The following is a 15617-nucleotide window of genomic DNA, read 5'->3' on the forward strand; positions in this document are numbered from 1 at the left end:
CTTCCGGTCTCGGTATCCGGGCTCAGCGCCGCCCGGGCTTGAACTGTCTGGGCTTGCCGCTGCCGGGCTGGCGGCGTTGGTCTTGCGGCGCGCGGCGGCCGTGGCGGCGGGTGTTCTGGGCCTGCAACAAGGCGTCGATCTTGTCGGAGGTGGACTGCATCAGCGTCTGCGCCATCTCGCCGTGCGGGAAGGTGTCGGCCATGCGGTAGCCCAGCCAGGCGTAGGCGGCGTAGAGCTTGCAGGTGTCTTCGAGGTATTGCAGTTCGTTGCGTCCGCCCATGCCTTCCATGCGCAACAGCGGCGCCTCGCGGCCGTCGGCGCGGTACTGCGCCCAGTCCTGCAGCGCGCGTTCCAGCATCGGGATCTTGGTCGATACCGGGCACAGGCTGAAGGTGAAGCGGTCGGCCAGCGTCAGCGGCAGGGCGTCGAGCCAGCGCGCCTTCTCGATCTGGTCTGCGAGGTTGGCAGGCAGGAAGAATTCGTCGTGCACGTTGATGTGCTTGGTGAACAGCTCCAGCAGCGCCTGCAGCTTGCTCTGGCCGGTGGCGGCGGCGATTTGCTGCAGGTAGTCGAGGCTGGGCGCGACGTAGAAGCCGGAGGCCGGCAGCGGCTCGGTCGTTTCCTTGAGCAGGTTGGCGATGATCTGGTGGGTATGGCTGTCGAGCCCGGCGACGTAGCCCGCCTCGTGCGCGCCGAAGCGGCCGGCACGCCCGGCGATCTGCTTGGCCAGCGCGGCCGGGATTTCGCCTTCGCTGTAGCCGTCCCACTTGCTGGCGGTGGTGAAGATGACGCGCCGCGCCGGGGTGTTGAGGCCCATGCCGATGGCGTCGGTGCCGACCACGATCTTGGTTTCGCCGTCGATGAAGCGTTCCGCCTGCGCCTGGCGCACTTCCGGCGACAGGTTGCCGTAGATCGCCGACACCGCGAAGCCCTGTTCGATGGCCTGGTCGCGCCAGTTGAGCACTTCGCGGCGCGAGAAGGCGATCAGCACGTCGCCCGCCTGCAGGTTCTTGAGCGAGCCCAGCGGTTTCTTTTCCATCACCAGCGGCGATTTGCGCTGCAGCTTCTTCACTTCCAGCGTGCCGCCGACGCGCTTGACCAGCGCCTCGATCGCCGGCTCGGCTTCCAGCGCGCCCAACAGGTACACGGTGCTGGCCGGCACGCCGCACACCGCGGCGGTCCAGGCGGCGCCGCGGTCGGGGTCGTCGAGCAGCTGGATTTCGTCGATCACCGCCACGTCGAGCGGACGGTTCGGGTTGAGCATCTCCACCGTGCTCGCCACGTGGGTGGCGTCCGGGTGCAGCTTGCGCTGTTCGCCGGTGATCAGGCTGACCGCCACGCCGGCGTCGAGCAGGCGCTGGTAGTTTTCCAGTGCCAACAGCCGCAGCGGGGCGAGATAGGCGCCGGTGCCGGCCTGGGCCAGGTGTTCCATCGCGGCGTGGGTCTTGCCGGAGTTGGTGGGGCCCAACACGGCGATGAAGTGGCGGCGCATGCTTTGCGCCAGCGTGAACGATTCCGGGTAGAGCGACAGGTTGACCGCGTTGCGGGTCTTTTCGGCCTGACGCGTGGCGGCGTGGCTGTCGCGCAGCGCGGCGATGCGATCGAGCGCCAGCGAGCAGCGCCGCTTCGCCAGTTCGTACTTGGCGAGAAAGGCCTGCAGCGCGCCGGTGGGGTCGAGCTCGTATTGTTCGGCCAACGTCAGCACGCGCTCGGCGCACTCGCGCACGTGCGCTTCCAGCCGGGCGCGCGTCGCGCTGTTCCAGCGTTCCTGCACCAACGCCAGGCGCGCTGCATCGTCGAGCTTGCGCCACTTGGCGGTCTTGCCGAGGAAGCCTTCGTCCGGCACCAGGTGATAAGGCACGCGGCGCGCGCCGACGAGGATGTCGCCGTGCACCGACAGGGCGTAGCTGCCGTCGGTGGTGACCAGTTTGGCCTGGTGGGTGTCGAGGTAGGCGTCGAGGGCGGTGATATCGGCGATATCGGTGGACGTGTCGGTCATGGAGCGGGGGAGGAAATGAGGCAAATGACCGGCATGATAGGGCAGGATGCCGTGCGCGAACAGTGCGTTGCAGCAAAAGCGTTGCAGGGCCCCGCGGACGACGTGCCAGCGCCGCCGCGGGGCAGGGTGGGTCAGCGCAGTACCACGGTACGGTTGCCGTTGAGGAACACGCGCCGTTCGAGGTGGAAGCGCACCGCGCGCGCCAGCGCCAGGCACTCCATGTCGCGCCCGGCGGCCAGCAGCTGCTCCGGGCGGTAGGCGTGGTCGACGCGCTCCACCACCTGCTCGATGATCGGGCCTTCGTCCAGATCGTCGGTGATGTAGTGGGCGGTGGCGCCGATCAGCTTGACGCCGCGTTCGTGCGCCTGGTGGTAGGGCTTGGCGCCCTTGAAACCGGGCAGGAAGGAATGGTGGATGTTGATGGCGCGTCCCGAGAGCTTCTTCGACATCTCCGGCGACAGCACCTGCATGTAGCGTGCCAGGATCACCAGCTCGGATTGGGTTTCTCGCACCAGTTCCAGCAGTGCCGCTTCCTGCTGCGGCTTGGTGTCGTGGGTGACCGGCAGGTGGTGGTAGGTCAGGCCGTGCGCGGCGGCGATCGGCGCCAGGTCGGCATGGTTGGAGACGATCGCGGTCACTTCCATGTCGAGGTCGCCCATCTTGCAGCGGTAGAGCAGGTCGTTCAGGCAGTGGTCGAGTTTCGACACCATGATCAGCACGCGCGGACGGGTGTGCGTGTCATGCAGCGTCCATTGCATGTCGTAGTGGCCAGCCATGTCGGCGAGGCCGGCTTCCAGTGCGGCGCGGTCGAAGCCGTCGCCGAGCGAGTGGAAGGTGCAGCGCACGAAGAAGCGCTGGGTGTCCTCGTCGTCGAACACCGCCAGCTCGTCGATATAGCAGTGGTGCGCGTCGAGCAGTTGCGTGGCGCGGGCGATCTGGCCCGGGGCGCTTTTACAGGTGAAGGCCAGGATGTATCTGAGTTGGGACTGGGACATGGTGGGTTTCTCGGTCACCGGCTGGCGGTGTGCCGCTCCTTTGGCTATCCGTTGATCGACGCGGTCGTTGGTCGGTTTGTTACCGACGACGCTGCTTCACCTTAGCGCGCGCGAAAAGGGGGCTCTGGCCGTCAGCCGCCAGGTTTTGTCGTTTTTTGGACATGGATTTTGGCGGGGCATGGCGAGGGTTTCGGCCAACCTTGGGTGCCTTGCCGAGGCTTTCAAGGGGGCGAGGGGATAAATATCGGGTAAATGATCTGGGTCAAGGGCGCTTTGTCGTAAATCGGCAAGTGATCGTCCTTTCCAGTCAATCGGAACGGGGCCGGCTCGCCAAGAATGAACTCACCTTGGCACCTCAAATACGGACCCGTCCCATGGCAAACCGTTACTCCCTCTGGAGCCTGTTGAAGAACGGGCTCAAACATAATGAAAGCTGGCAGCCGGCCTGGCGCAGTCCGCAGGCGAAGCCTCGCTACGACGTGATCATCGTCGGCGGCGGCGGCCATGGTCTGGCGACAGCTTATTACTTGGCCAAAAACCACGGCGTGAAGAATGTCGCGGTACTGGAAAAAGGCTATCTCGGCGGCGGCAACACCGCGCGCAATACCACCATCGTGCGTTCCAACTATCTGTGGGACGAGGCGGCGCAGTTGTACGAACACGCCATGAAACTGTGGGAAGGCCTGTCGCTGGATTTGAACTTCAACGTGATGTTCAGCCAGCGCGGGGTGATGAACCTCGGCCACACCTTGCAGGACATGCGCGACATCGAGCGCCGCGTCAACGCCAACAACCTGAACGGTATCGACGGCGTGGTGCTTTCGCCGAAGGAAATTCAGGACATCGTGCCGCTGATGGACATCAGCGCCAAGACGCGCTATCCGGTGATGGGCGCCAGCTACCAGCCGCGCGGCGGCGTGGCACGCCACGACGCGGTGGCCTGGGGCTTCGCCCGCGGCGCCAGCGAGCTGGGCGTCGACATCATCGAGCAGTGCGAAGTCATCGACATGATCATCGAAGACGGCCGCATCAAGGGCGTCAAGACCACCAAGGGCGACATCTTCGCCGACCGTGTCGGTTGTGTGGCCGCCGGCAACTCGACGCCGCTGGCCAAGATGGCCGGCGTGCGCCTGCCGCTGGAAAGCCACCCGCTGCAAGCGTTCGTGTCCGAATCGATGAAGCCGTGCCTGGACACGGTGGTGATGTCGAACGCTGTGCACGGCTACGTCAGCCAGTCCGACAAGGGCGAGCTGGTGATCGGCGCCGGTATCGACAGCTATCTCGGCTACGGCCAGCGCGGCAGCCCGCACGTGATCGAGCATACCGCGGCGGCGATCATCGAGCTGTTCCCCAGCTTCTCGCGCGTGCGCATGAACCGCCAGTGGGGCGGCATCGTGGACGTGGCGCCGGATGCCTGTCCGATCATCAGCAAGACCAAGGTCAAGGGCCTGTACTTCAACTGCGGTTGGGGCACCGGTGGCTTCAAGGCCACCCCGGGTTCGGGCTATGTGTTCGCGCACACCATCGCCAACGATGAGGCGCACCCGCTGAATAAGGCGTTCGCGCTCGACCGCTTCAATACCGGTCATCTGATTGACGAGCACGGCGCCGCCGGCGTTGCGCACTAAGGAGCCGCAGATGTTCCAGATTCATTGTCCGCACTGCGGGGCAACCCGCGAGGAAGAAGAATTCAGTTACGCTGGCGAGGCCTACATCCCCCGTCCGGCCAACCCGGAAGAGGCGACCGAAGCCGAATGGGGTGATTACCTGTTCATGCGCAAGAACACGCGCGGCTGGTTTTGGGAGCAATGGCAGCACACCGCCGGTTGCCGCAAGGTGTTTGCGGTCAAGCGCAACACCGTGAGCTATGAAATCGCCGGCACCTGGACGCTGGCCGCAGGCAAAGAGCTGTATCTGAAGGAGAGCGAAGCATGAGCGCTTACCGTGTCCACCGTAGCAGCCAGCGCATCAACGAAAAGGCGCCGCTGACCTTCCGCTTCGACGGCAAGAAATACCAGGCCTTCGCCGGCGACACGCTGGCCTCGGCCCTGATCGCCAACGGCGTGAAACTGATCGGCCGCAGCTTCAAGTACGGCCGCCCGCGCGGCATCGTCGGCCACGGCGCCGAAGAGCCGAACGCGCTGATCCAGCTCGAGACCGGGGCCCATACCGTACCGGACCTGAAAGCGACCCAGGTGGAGATGTACGAGGGGCTGTCCGCCACCACCACCACCGGCTTCCCGTCGCTCAACTTCGACCTGAAGGGGCTGGCCGGCCAGTTCAGCCGCTTCATGCCGCCCGGCTTCTACTACAAGACCTTCATGGGTCCGGCGAAAGCCTGGCCGTTTTATGAAGAGATCATCCGTAAGGCCGCCGGCTACGGCCGCGCTCCGGTCGATCCGGATCCGGAATTCTACGACCACCTGCACCACCACGTGGATGTGCTGGTGGTGGGCGGCGGCGCCTGCGGCCTGTGGGCCGCTACGCTGGCCGGCCGTGCCGGTCTCAAGACCCTGCTGGTCGACGAGCAGAGCGAAGCCGGCGGCTGGATGCTGTCTGATGCCCGCGCCGTGATCGACGGCAAGCCGGCGATGAAGTGGGTCAGTGAGCGCCTGGCCGAATTGAAGAGCCTGTCCAACGTCACCGTGCTGACCCGCACCACGGCGTTCGCCCACCACGAGCAGAACCTGGTGCAGGCGGTCGAGCTGGTGCAGGACCACCTGCCGATCGCGCAGCGCGTCGCCACCCTGCCGCGTCAGCGCCTGCACAAGATCCGCGCGCACCACGTGGTGCTGGCCACCGGCGCCATCGAGCGTCCGCTGGTCTACGGCAACAACGACCGCCCGGGCGTGCTCACCGCCGCCGCCGGCCAGACCTACCTGAACCGCTACGGCGTGGCGGTCGGGCGCAAGGTGCTGCTGCTCACCCATAACGACGCGTCGTACGACACCGCGCTGGACCTGGCCGAGGCCGGCAGCCGCGTGACCCTGATCGACACCCGTCAGCGCGGCGCCGCCGCCTGGCGCCTGGATGCGGCGAAGAAGGCCGGCGTCGAGCTGCTGCTCGGCTACGGTATCGCCGAGGTGCAGGGCGGCAAGGCCGCCAGCGGCGCCAAGCTGGTCAAGCTCGACCCGCACTGCCTGACCGTGACCGGCAAAGGCCCGACCCTGTCGGCCGACGCCATCCTGTCCTCCGGCGGCCTGACCTCGACCGTGCACCTGTTCTGCCACAACAACGGCCGCCCGTACTGGAACGAAGAACGCCTGTCCTTCGTCACCCCGGACGAAGGCCGCCAGGGTATCAGCGTGGCCGGCGCCATCACCGGCCGCTGGGGCCTGGGTGAGGCGCTGGCGCAGACGCACGCCTCGGTCAGCGCGATGCTGATCGGCTTCGGCCGTACGTCGTCCAGCACCTGCCCGGTCAGCGAAGACAAGGACATCCAGCCGACCCGCCGCGTGTTCCGTGTACCGGACGGCAAGCCGGAAGGGCACGGTGCCAAGGCGCTGGTCGACTTCCAGAACGACGTGGCCGCCGCCGACATCCATCTGGCCGTGCGCGAGAACTACCGCTCGATCGAACACGTCAAGCGCTACACCGCGCTGGGCTTCGGTACCGATCAGGGCAAGCTGTCCAACGTCAACGGCTTCGCCATCGCCGCCGAGGCGCTCGGCATGCCGATCTCGCAAGTGGGCACCACCACCTACCGTCCGGCCTACACCCCGGTGACCTTCGGTGCGCTGGCGGGCAGCCACGTCGGCGATACCTTCGACCCGCGCCGCTACACCGCGATGCAGTCGTCGCACGTCGCCCGCGGTGCGCTGTTCGAGACCGTCGGCCAGTGGATGCGCCCCTGGTACTTCCCCAAGGGCAACGAAACCATGCACCAGGCGGTGGACCGCGAGTGCCTGGCGACTCGAAATAGTGTTGGCGTGATGGACGCGTCGACCTTGGGCAAGATCGACATCAAGGGCCCGGACGCGCGCGAATTCCTCAACCGCATCTACTCCAACGCCTGGACCAAGCTCGACCCGGGCAAGTGCCGCTACGGCCTGATGCTGGACGAGAACGGCATGGTGATGGACGACGGTGTGACTGCCTGCATCGCCGACGACCACTTCTACATGACCACCACCACCGGCGGCGCCGCGCGTGTGCTGAACTGGCTGGAGCGCTGGCACCAGACCGAATGGCCGGAGCTGAAGGTGCGCTTCACCTCGGTCACCGACCACTGGAGCACCACCGCCGTGGTCGGCCCGAAGAGCCGTGCCGTGCTGCAGAAGCTCTCCAGCGACATCGACCTGTCCGCCGACACCTTCAAGTTCATGGACTGGCGTGAAGGCACCGTCGCCGGCGTGCCGGCCCGCGTGTGCCGCATCTCGTTCTCCGGCGAGCTGGCGTATGAAATCAACGTCGACGCCTGCTACGGCCACTACATCTGGGAACAGGTGATGGAAGCCGGCAAGGAGTTCGGCATCACGCCGTACGGCACCGAGACCATGCACGTGCTGCGTGCCGAGAAGGGCTTCATCATCGTGGGCCAGGACACCGACGGTTCGATGAGCCCGATCGACCTGAACATGGCCTGGGCGGTGGGCATGAAGAAGCCGTTCAGCTTCCTCGGCAAGCGTTCGCTGTCGCGTTCCGACACCTCGCGCTCCGACCGCAAGCAGCTGGTGGGCCTGTACACCGAAGACCCGAAGGTGGTGCTGGCCGAAGGCGCGCAGATCCTGTCGAGCCGCAACACGCAGGCGCCGGCCGACATGCAGGGCCACGTGACTTCCAGCTACCACAGCGCCTTCCTCGGCCGCTCCATCGCGATGGCGGTGCTCAAGGGCGGTCTGAAGCGCGAAGGCGACACGGTGTACGTGTGGGCGCATGGCAAGATGCACCCGGCCAAGGTGGTTTCCTCCGTATTCGTCGATCAAGAAGGGGTGCGTCAACATGCCTAACTTCCAACCCTACCTGCAATCGCCGCTGGTCAACTTCAACCTGCCGGCGCTGACGGTACCGGCCGACGCCAGCCAAAAGGTGCGCGCCAACGAACTGCCGCTCTTGGGCTACATCGTGTTGCGCGGCGACCTCTCCGACGCTGCCGTGGCCCAGGCCATCAGCCAGGCCACCGGCCTGGCGGTGCCCGCCGCCAGCCGCTTCAGCAGCGGTGAGGCCGGCGTGCTGATCTGGCAATCGCCGGACGAATGCCTGCTGATCACCGCCCGCGCTGCCGTGCCGGCGCTGCTGGCGGCCTGCGCCAAGCACTTCGACGGGCTGTTCGCCCAGGCGGTGGACAACAGCGGCGGCCTGACCACGGTCTACCTGTCCGGCGTCGAGCACGTCACGCTGCTGCGCCACCTCGGCGTGTACGACTTCGAATCGATCGAGGCGGGCGACGCGGCCAGCACGGTACTGGGCAAGGCCGGCGGACTGGTGTGCCGGGTGGACGGTGACGGCGTGTTCCTGGTGATCCGCCGCAGTTTCGCCGACTACCTGTGGCTGCTGATCACCAAGGCGGCGATACCGTACCGCTTCGCCGTGGCCAAGCTGCCCTCGGCCGGCAAGAGCCCGTTCCTGCGGCTGGTCGATGCGGGCAGTCCAAGCAAGCGCCCGGTGGCGGCCTGACCTTTTGAGTCGCTAACAAAACCCTCTTGGCGTTGTTGCGCGGCCTAGCCGTACTACTTGTACTGTCTGCGGCCGCGCGCCTAGCCAGGACCGTTGCACTGGGTTTTGTCGGCGACTCTAAGCTGGTGATGACGGCCGAGAAGTGGCCGGCTGGCCGTAACGTTTTGTTCCCGGTGGTTATTGCCATCCCTTCATGCCCCTACGGGGGCTTTTTCATTTCTCTTGTCGCGCCATGCCATGTCGGTCTGCGGCAAAAACCGGTCGCTGCTGCCGAGGTTGGCCGAAACCGCCTCGTGCACCATTTCTCAAGGCGGGTGAGGTGCCCGCGAGGAGAAAAAATGTCACTGCATAACGACAGCATCGTCATCGACGGCCTGATCATCGCCAAGTGGGAACGCTCGGTATTCGACGACATGCGCAAGGGTGGCCTCACCGCCGCCAACTGTACCGTGTCGGTGTGGGAGGGCTTCACCGATACCGTCGACAATATTGCCGAGATGAAGCAGAAGATTCGTGACTACAGCGACATCCTGTCGCTGGTACGCACCACCGAGGACATCCGCCAGGCCAAGCGCGACGGCAAGACCGGCATCATCCTGGGCTTCCAGAACGCCCACGCCTTCGAGGACAACATCGGCTACATCGAGGCCTTCGCCGACATGGGCGTGCGCGTGGTGCAGCTGTGCTACAACACGCAGAACCTGATCGGCACCGGCTGCTACGAGCGCGACGGCGGCCTGTCAGGCTTCGGCCGCGAGGTCATCGCCGAGATGAACCGCGTTGGCATCATGGTCGACCTGTCGCACGTCGGCAGCCACACCTCGAAAGAGGCCATCCTGGAATCCAAGAAGCCGGTGACCTACTCGCACTGCCTGCCGTCCGGCCTGAAGGAGCACCCGCGCAACAAGAGCGACGAGGAGCTCAAGTTCATCGCCGACCACGGCGGCTTCATCGGCGTCACCATGTTCCCGCCGTTCCTGAAGCGCGGCATCGAAGCCACGGTGGACGACTACGTCGAGGCGATGGATTACATCATCAACCTGGTGGGCGAGGACTGCGTCGGCTTCGGCACCGACTTCACCCAGGGCTACGACAAGGGCTTCTTCGACTGGATCACCCACGACAAGGGCCGTTACCGCCGCCTGACCAACTTCGGGACCATTTTGAATCCGGAAGGCATCCGCACCATCGGCGAGACGCCGAACCTGACCGTGGCGATGGAGAAGGCCGGCTGGGGCGAGCGCAAGATTCAGAAGGTGCTGGGCGAGAACTGGCTGCGCGTGTTCGGCGAGGTGTGGGGCGCCTGACCCCGGTTCCGATCACGCAAGAAGAACGGCGTGGGTGGCGACGGATGTCGCTCCCACGCCGTTTTTGCTGCGGCTGGTCGTGAAATGTCGGGGCCAATGCGGGCGGAAGAACCAGCCAGCAACAGGCTCCGCGCTGGCGTTAAAAAGCCCGGCCATGCCCAAGGGCCTGACCGAGCTGTATCCGGGTCAAGGGCGAGGCACTGATCTCAGTGCGCCCCAGAGCCGGGGATGGGGTTACTGGCCGATACCGATGCCAACGCCACCCTGGGTTTTGACGCCTGCGGCTCCGCCGCTGCTGCCGGCTCCAACACCGACACCAACCCCTACGCCGACACCGGCCCCAGCTCCAACTCCAGCGCCGGCATTGGCGCCACTGGAGGTTTCCATCGGACGCTGATCAGCAGAGGCGCTACCGGCCCCCGCGGCGCCGGTCTTGCCCGCGGGGGCTTGACCCGCTGCCGTGGCCGCGCCTTCGGCACGAACCGCCGCACTGGCGTCGCTATTGAGCTTGTCGTTCACTTTCTGAAGTGTCGCCTTGGTGACACCCTTGACCTTGAGTAAATCGGACGACGACCGGAAATCGCCATGCGCCTTGTGGTAAGCCACGATTCTTTCGGCCTGCGTCTTGCTGAAGCCGGCTTGCACCAGCTCAACAGAGCTGGCGGCATTGATATCCAGTGCCAGAGCGGCGGAACTGCTCACTGCGAGAAGCAGGGCACCAACGAGGTGGGAACGAATCGGATGGTATTTCATTAAGGCTCCTTTTCCCTGACGGGTTTTCAAAGGGACCTTGATGGTAGCCAAGGGGTTATTCGAAACTGTTAATGAATTCCTTCATTTTGTTAAGTTTCTTTTCGTGATGACGCGGAAGGCCGGTTCCGTTCCCCGCCGATAGCGGCTGCCACCCACGGCTGTAGCACGGCCACCGGCACGTCAACTCCCCATGCCGACACATCGCGCCGAGCAGCGGCCAGCCGCTGCCCGACAACGGAAGAGGGATATGCCAGGGCTGCCTGCGGCGACCCTGGCGCGCGGAGCATCAAGGTCTACTTCGGCTGCGCCACCATGCGCAGGTAGGGTTTCAGCGTCTTGTAGCCCTCTGGGTATTTCTTCTGCGCCTCCTCATCCGATACTGAGGTCGGGATGATCACGTCGTCGCCTGGGCGCCAGTTCACCGGCGTGGCGACGGTGTGCTTGGCGTTGAGCTGCAGCGCGTCGAGCAGGCGCAGCACTTCGTCGAAGTTGCGCCCGGCGCTCATCGGGTAGACCAGCATCGCCTTCACCTTCTTGTCTGGGCCGATCAGGAACACCGAGCGCACCGTGGCGTTGTCGACGGCGGTGCGCGGCCCGGGGCTGGCGTTGGGATGGATCATGTCGTAGAGCTTGGCCACGTTCAGGTCGGCGTCGCCGATCATGGGGTAGTTGACGGCGTGGCCCTGGGTCTCGGCGATGTCGCCGACCCAGGCCTTGTGGTCGCTGACCGGGTCGATCGAGAGGCCGATGATCTTGGTGTGGCGTTTGTCGAATTCCGGTTTGAGCTTGGCCATATAGCCCAGCTCGGTGGTGCAGACCGGGGTGAAGTCTTTCGGGTGCGAGAATAGGATGGCCCAACTGTCGCCGATCCATTCGTGAAAGTGGATGGTGCCTTCGGTGGTATCGGCAGTGAAATCGGGCGCTTCATCGCCAATGCGGATTGCCATGATCTTCCTCCTTGTGTACGTCGGGCTGGCGCCGCCGAAGCGGCCGCGGGCGGATGCCTGCTGCGCGCTGACATCGCAGCAGGCGGAGTCAGTATAGATACTGCGGCGCTGCGTGCCGGACCATCTTCACCATGTCGTTCACTAACAAGAACAGGTCGTCACAATGCCGCTGGGCTGGAACAGGGTTCGGCACCATGGTGTGCAAGGAAAGTTCGACGAGGCCTGCGATCGCCATGCGCGGCGACGGCCCAGCCCACATAGTCAGGTATGCCCATGTACATGTCGGAGACCGGTTGGGACGAGGCCAGGCAGCACAAGTTGCTGGGTGAGCACGACGTGCGCGTGCTCACGAAGGTAAGGGGAGAGTGAGTCGTGAGTTACCCGGCGTGCGAGGCATGCCGGGTTTTTTTGTTTCATCAGTGTCGGTCCAACCCACAGGAGTGAGCGGATGAGTCGTTTGAAACGCGTTGCATTGTCGTTGTCGTTGCTGCTGGCCACGGCCGGAGCCCAGGCCACCGAGCTCAAGCACTGGCCGGGCGACGTCGCCCAGAAGCTGAATACCATGATCGCCGCCAACGCCCACAAGGGCGCCTACGCGGTGTTCGACATGGACAACACCAGTTACCGCTACGACCTGGAAGAGGCCTTGCTGCCGTTCCTCGAGATGAAGGGCGTGCTGACGCGCGACAAACTCGATCCCTCGCTCAAATTGCTGCCCTTCAAGGACACGTCGGGGTTCAAGGAGAGCCTAAACAGCTATTACTACCGGCTGTGCGAGGTCGACGACCTGGTGTGCTACCCGTGGGTGGCGCAGGTGTTTTCCGGCTTCACGCTGAAACAGCTCAAGGGCTACGTCGACGAGCTGATGGCCTACGACAAGCCGATCCCGATCAAGTATTACAGCGGCGACAAAGTCGTGGAAGGCACGGTTAACCGCCCGCATCTCTACACTGGCATGCAGGAGCTCTACAACCGGCTGCAGGAAAACGGCATCGACGTCTACGTCATGACAGCGGCCAGCGAGGAGCTGGTGCGCATGGTCGCAAGCGACCCCAAGTACGGTTACAACGTCAAGCCGCAGAACGTCATCGGCGTCAACATGCTGCTCAAGGATCGGACGAGCGGCGAGCTGACCAGCTCGCGGCTGCAGATCAAGAAGGGCAAGTACGACCCGGCGCGCAACCTCGACCTGGAACTGACCCCCTACCTGATGAATCCGATGACCTGGTACGAGGGCAAGCTGGGCTCCATCGTCGGCTGGATCGACCAGTGGAAGAAGCCGGTACTGGTGGGCGGCGACACCCCGATCTCCGACGGCTACATGCTGCTCAACAGTACCGACGTCGAGAAGGGCGGGGTGCGGGTATGGGTCAATCGCAAGGCCAAGTACATGCCGGCGATGCAGTCGTGGTGGGAAGAATCGGCCAAGCGCCAAGCTTCGCTGGGCCAGACGGTCACCGCCGACAAGAACTGGCTGGTGGTGAAGCCGGAAGACATCCAATAAATCAAACGATAAGCGGGACCACCCGCAGTAGCACGTAAAGCAGCAGAACGGGACTATTCCCATCTTTTATCATGTAGAGGAGTTGGCATGAAGCAAGTTCGCAACAGTGTCAAGCTGCTGGCCGCCATCGGCCTGGTCTGTTCCAGCGCCAGTTGGGCGGCCGACAAACCGCTGATCAAGATCGGCTACGTCGAAGGCTGGGCCGACAGCGTGGCCACCACGCAGGTCGCCGCCGCCATCATCAAGACCAAGCTGGGTTACCCGGTGGAGCTGGTGCCGGTTGCCGCCGGCATCATGTGGCAGGGGGTGGCGCGCGGCGATCTCGACGCCACGCTGTCGGCCTGGCTGCCGGTGACGCATGGTGACTACTACCAGCAGCTCAAGGACAAGGTCACCGATCTGGGACCCAACTACCCCGGTGCCAAGATCGGCCTGATCGTGCCCGAGTACGTGCCGGCCAAGAGCCTGGCCGACCTCAACAAGTACAAGGACGCCTTCCAGGGCCGCATCGTCGGCATCGACGCCGGCGCCGGCGTGATGAAGAAGACCGAACTGGCGATCAAGGACTACAACCTCGACTACAAGCTGATGCCGAGCTCCGGTCCGGGCATGGCGTCCGAACTGGCGCGCTCGATCAATGCCAAGAAGCCGATCGCCGTGACGGGTTGGATTCCGCACTGGATGTTCGCCAAGTGGAAACTGCGCTTCCTGGAGGACCCGAAGAAGGTGTACGGCGAGGAAGAACACGTCGACACCGTGATTAACCCCGGCCTGAACGCCAAGGCACCGCAAGTGGTGAGCTTCCTGAAGAAATTCTCCTGGAAGCCGGAGGAAATCGGCGCGGTGATGCTGGAGGTCGAGAACGGCGCCAAGCCGGCGGCAGCGGCCGAGAAATGGGTTGGCGCCAACGGCAAACGCGTGGCGGGCTGGCTGTAAGCTTCGTTCCCGGTGGTAAACACTCTCTCTTGAAGCCCCTTCGGGGGCTTTTTTCATGGCTCCGTCGATTTGGCGTATTACCCGCCCGGCAAGCCGCGCCATTGTTGGGTTTTGTGATGGCTTGAACCCGAAAGCGGGGCCGGTGTGTGGTGTCGTCCCGCCGTTTCTCAGCGGGTCATTCAGGAAGAAACCGCTGAGCTGATGGCGGGGGAGGAAGAGGCGGACGGTTTGGTGTCGTTAGCACCAAGCTAGCTTTCGCTAAAAAACATTGTCATCAATTTTTCGGGTGCCGTCATGGTGACGGGTGCTCGTCGGATGCCTCCGGTCAGGCTATCCAGTGCGGACAAATGGCCTCCAAAGCATAGCCAGCCGATAGATGGAGTTGGATAGTTCCCGCTTTCTCTATCTGCGCAAGCTTGCTGTATGGAATTGCCAATAGCATAAATATTGCGGAAAATGCCGTATTCAAAATTGCCATTCTTGCCATCAGGCGACCCCGGCCATCCACCCGATACTCATGACCATTCACTCACTCCTTGCCAGCTTCGCCGCCGCCTTCAGCCAGGAGCAGCGCCTCCTCACCCTGCAACTGGGCGACGGCCAGCGCTGGGGCGAGACGCTGCTGCCGCTTGCGGTACACGGCGACGAGGCCGTCTCCGATAGCTACCGCTACCGCGTCGAGTGTCTGTCGCCCGATGCCGGGCTCGAACTGAAGTCGCTGCTCGGCGTGCCGGTGCGGCTCGGTCTCGCCGGGGCGGACGGGACCGAGCAGGTGCGCGGCGGCGTGGTCAGTGCTGTCGACAGCCTGGGGGCCGACGGCGGCTTCGCCCAGTACGCCCTCACCGTCGAACCGCCGTTCGCGCTGCTGCGCCTGCGCCGTACCAGCCGGGTGTTCCAGGACCTCTCGGTGCCCGACATCGTGCGCCAGGTGTTCGCCGAACACGCCGCCGCCAACCCGGTGTTCGCGGCGGTGCAGCGTCTCGACTTCGTGCTCGTGGGCGAGCTGCCCTCCCGCAGTTACTGCCTGCAATACCGCGAGAGCGACTACGACTTCCTCGTGCGCCTGCTGCACGAGGAAGGGCTGGCCTGGCGCTTCGAGCATGGAGAGGGAGCGAGCGAGCCAGGTCGCGCCGCGTCGCGAGGGGCTCTCCCGCAGGTCCAGCTCGTCGCCTTCGACGACCCGTATTCGCCGCCGGCCGCCGGGGTGGAGCGGGTGCGCTTCCACCGCAGCGATGCGACGGAAGAAGAGGATGGCCTCACCCGCTGGGACGGCACGCGCCAGATCGTCAGTGGCGGCGTGGCGCTGGCCAGCTTCGACTACCAGCCGGTCGCCACCGGCCACAGCGGCGATAGCAGCGCCGTCGAGCAGGGCTCCGATGGGACGCGGTTGCAAAGCAGCCTGCAGGACTACGACGTCCCCGGCCCCTACTACGCCGGCGATGCCGACCAGCTCGCCCACTACGCCCGGCTGCGCCAGCAGGCGCACGACGCGCAGGCCAAGCGCTTCGACGGTGGCGGCTCGGTGCGCGGGCTCGCCGCCGGGCAGTGGTTCCGCCTCGA

The 15617-nt window shown here is 64.7% G+C and carries 12 protein-coding genes; 8 read left to right on the forward strand and 4 right to left on the reverse strand.

From position 1 onward, the window contains the following. Positions 1–22: 22 nt before the first annotated feature. Together AC3WG5_RS14045 and purU are read right to left on the reverse strand one after the other, a co-directional pair. Positions 23–1999: a helicase-related protein gene (locus AC3WG5_RS14045; protein WP_014086598.1), complete on the reverse strand. Its 1977-nt coding sequence runs from the start codon at positions 1997–1999 to the stop codon at positions 23–25. Positions 2000–2130: 131 nt separating this feature from the next. Next, entirely contained in the window at positions 2131–2994 is an 864-nt protein-coding gene (gene purU, locus AC3WG5_RS14050) for a formyltetrahydrofolate deformylase (RefSeq protein ID WP_014086599.1), read from the reverse strand. Positions 2995–3368: 374 nt separating this feature from the next. Here purU and AC3WG5_RS14055 point away from each other — a divergent pair, with 374 nt between their 5' ends. The 5 genes from AC3WG5_RS14055 (at position 3369) to AC3WG5_RS14075 (ending at position 9917) form a co-directional block, all read left to right on the forward strand. After that, entirely contained in the window at positions 3369–4622 is a 1254-nt protein-coding gene (locus AC3WG5_RS14055; protein ID WP_008955494.1) for a sarcosine oxidase subunit beta family protein, read from the forward strand. A 10-nt stretch (positions 4623–4632) separates the two neighbouring features. Then, positions 4633–4929: a sarcosine oxidase subunit delta gene (locus tag AC3WG5_RS14060; protein ID WP_008955493.1), complete on the forward strand. Its 297-nt coding sequence runs from the start codon at positions 4633–4635 to the stop codon at positions 4927–4929. Then, a complete protein-coding gene (locus tag AC3WG5_RS14065; RefSeq protein WP_008955492.1) occupies positions 4926–7943 on the forward strand; it encodes a sarcosine oxidase subunit alpha family protein in 3018 nt (1005 codons plus the stop codon). Before AC3WG5_RS14060 ends, AC3WG5_RS14065 begins: the two co-directional genes overlap by 4 nt. After that, a complete protein-coding gene (locus tag AC3WG5_RS14070) occupies positions 7936–8610 on the forward strand; it encodes a sarcosine oxidase subunit gamma (RefSeq protein ID WP_492569114.1) in 675 nt (224 codons plus the stop codon). The genes AC3WG5_RS14065 and AC3WG5_RS14070 overlap by 8 nt, the downstream gene beginning before the upstream one ends. A 338-nt stretch (positions 8611–8948) precedes the next feature. Beyond that, positions 8949–9917: a dipeptidase gene (locus tag AC3WG5_RS14075; RefSeq protein ID WP_008955489.1), complete on the forward strand. Its 969-nt coding sequence runs from the start codon at positions 8949–8951 to the stop codon at positions 9915–9917. 234 nt (positions 9918–10151) lie between these two features. Here the strand turns inward: AC3WG5_RS14075 and AC3WG5_RS14080 are convergent, their stop codons facing one another. Both AC3WG5_RS14080 and AC3WG5_RS14085 read right to left on the reverse strand, forming a co-directional pair. Beyond that, the gene (locus AC3WG5_RS14080; protein ID WP_008955488.1) at positions 10152–10670 is read right to left on the reverse strand and encodes a ComEA family DNA-binding protein; all 519 of its coding nucleotides are present in this window, start codon (positions 10668–10670) and stop codon (positions 10152–10154) included. 293 nt (positions 10671–10963) lie between these two features. Next, the gene (locus tag AC3WG5_RS14085; RefSeq protein WP_014086604.1) at positions 10964–11617 is read right to left on the reverse strand and encodes a peroxiredoxin; all 654 of its coding nucleotides are present in this window, start codon (positions 11615–11617) and stop codon (positions 10964–10966) included. Positions 11618–12065: 448 nt separating this feature from the next. On the opposite strand from AC3WG5_RS14085, the gene AC3WG5_RS14090 reads away from it, so the two are divergent. From AC3WG5_RS14090 to AC3WG5_RS14100, 3 genes are all read left to right on the forward strand, one after another. Then, positions 12066–13121 carry an HAD family hydrolase gene (locus tag AC3WG5_RS14090; RefSeq protein ID WP_492569115.1) on the forward strand — a complete coding sequence of 352 codons (1056 nt, stop codon included), beginning with the start codon at positions 12066–12068 and terminating at the stop codon, positions 13119–13121. A gap of 87 nt (positions 13122–13208) precedes the next feature. Further along, a complete protein-coding gene (locus AC3WG5_RS14095) occupies positions 13209–14057 on the forward strand; it encodes a glycine betaine ABC transporter substrate-binding protein (protein ID WP_008955484.1) in 849 nt (282 codons plus the stop codon). 517 nt (positions 14058–14574) lie between these two features. Further along, positions 14575–15617 (forward strand): type VI secretion system Vgr family protein (locus tag AC3WG5_RS14100; RefSeq protein ID WP_492569116.1); only part of this gene is annotated, 1043 nt, incomplete at its 3' end.

The organism is Pseudogulbenkiania sp. FW507-F1 (genome assembly GCF_058781125.1).